Here is a 1,674-nt window from a genome sequence, read left to right on the forward strand (position 1 = left end):
GATGGCCGACGATGGCATCTCGCACATGTACTGGCAGCAGATCGAGGAAGCCATTACCTACCTCACCACCACCGTGGTGGCCGATGGCATCAGCCCGGCCTTCCGCCAGCGCCTGGAACCCAAGATGCCCATGCGCGCCACGCCCTTCCTGGCCCTGCGGCGCGAAATGGAAAGCTGGCTGCGCGCGCAGCCGGGCGACCTGGGGGCGCTGCGCAGCGTGCGCATGTTGGTGGCCGTGTGTCATGCGCAGACCGATCGCATCTATGCGCATCTGGATGAATATGGCGTCTCGGTCAGCCTGGTCTATCGCGTCGAGCGTATGCGTGCGCACCTGCAACGCATCGGCCGTCTGATCGATGTACGCTCGGGCGTGCCGGGGCCGCTCATCAGCCCGGCTGTTCCCGGACTGGCGGCCAAAGCTGGTGCGGGTGCCGGGCGGATGCAGTTGCTGCTGTGTGACCTCATTGCTGCGCACCACCATCGCGATTCGGTACGCGGCCTGATGCGGCGCAGCTTTGCGCTGCTGGCGCGCAAGATGGTGGAGCGCAATGCCGACCACCGCGAGCAAGCCATCGCCCGCGATGGTGCCGGCTATCGCAAGGTGATGCGCGCGGGTCTCTTGGGTGGCGCGGTGATCGCCGGGACGGCGCTGGTCAAGCAGAGCCTGTCCACGCTGGGCGTGGTGCACTTCGTCGATGGGGCGCTGGCCTCGCTCAACTACGCCGCCAGCTTCTTGCTCATTGCCGCGCTGGGCGGTGTGCTGGCCACGCGCCAGCCAGCGGTGACGGCACCGGCTCTGGCTTCACGCATGGGGGACCTGGATGCCGAGGGGATGCGTGAGTTGATCGCCGAGTCGGGGCAATTGCTGCGCTCGCAATCGGCCGGCATCTTCGGCAATTTGCTGGCGGTGATCCCGGTCACGGCTGCGCTGTGCGCCCTGGGCTGGTTCGCGCTGGGCGGCAAGCCCATGTCGCTGGAGACGGCGCGCCAGACCCTGGCGTCGCTCTCGCTGGTGGGCCCTACGCCCCTGTATGCCGCCCTGACCGGTGTACTGCTGTGGCTGGCCAGCCTGGCGGCGGGCTTTGCCGATAACTGGTTTGCCCTGCGCCGGGTGCGTGAAGTGGTCTCCAACCATCGCCGCCTGGTGCATGGCCTGGGCCCCTTGCGCGCCCAGCGCTGCGCGGCCTGGCTGGAGCGTAACGTCGCCACCATCGCCGGCAGCCTGGCGCTGGCGCTGCTGTTGGGCATGGCGCCGGTGGTGGCGGCCTTCTTCAGCCTGCCGCTGGATATCCGCCATGTCACGTTGGCCGCGGGTACGCTGACGGCGGCCGTCTTCAGCCTGGGCTGGAGCGCCTTGCTGACGCCAGCCTTCTGGCTGGCTGCCGGTGGCGTGGCGGTCACGGCCTTGCTGTCGGTGGCGGTGGCCTTCGCGTTCGCCCTGGCCCTGGCGCTGCGCTCGCGCGACCTGCCGCGGCGCGCCCGCAACGTCGCCATGCGGGCGGTGTTGCGTCGCTTCATCATCCGGCCTTTATTCTTCGTTCTTCCCCTGCCGGCCCATGCGGCGGTGCAGGATGAGTCTGATGACGACGATGAGGATGACGGTGAGGGAACGGATGGTCCGCACGGGGATGACCCGGAGCCGCGCCTGGCTTCACTTGAGCAGCGGAAGGATAT

Annotated in this window: 1 protein-coding gene; it reads left to right on the forward strand. The window is 68.4% G+C overall.

Features of this window, described 5'->3' with window-relative positions; all coding sequences use genetic code 11:
• On the forward strand, nt 1–1,674 hold a 1,674-nt coding region (locus tag I5W_RS26435; RefSeq protein WP_044531492.1), incomplete at both ends, for a preprotein translocase subunit TatB.

Origin of the sequence: Herbaspirillum sp. B65 (assembly GCF_000333555.1) — a bacterium.
GTDB lineage: Bacteria > Pseudomonadota > Gammaproteobacteria > Burkholderiales > Burkholderiaceae_D > Herbaspirillum > Herbaspirillum rubrisubalbicans.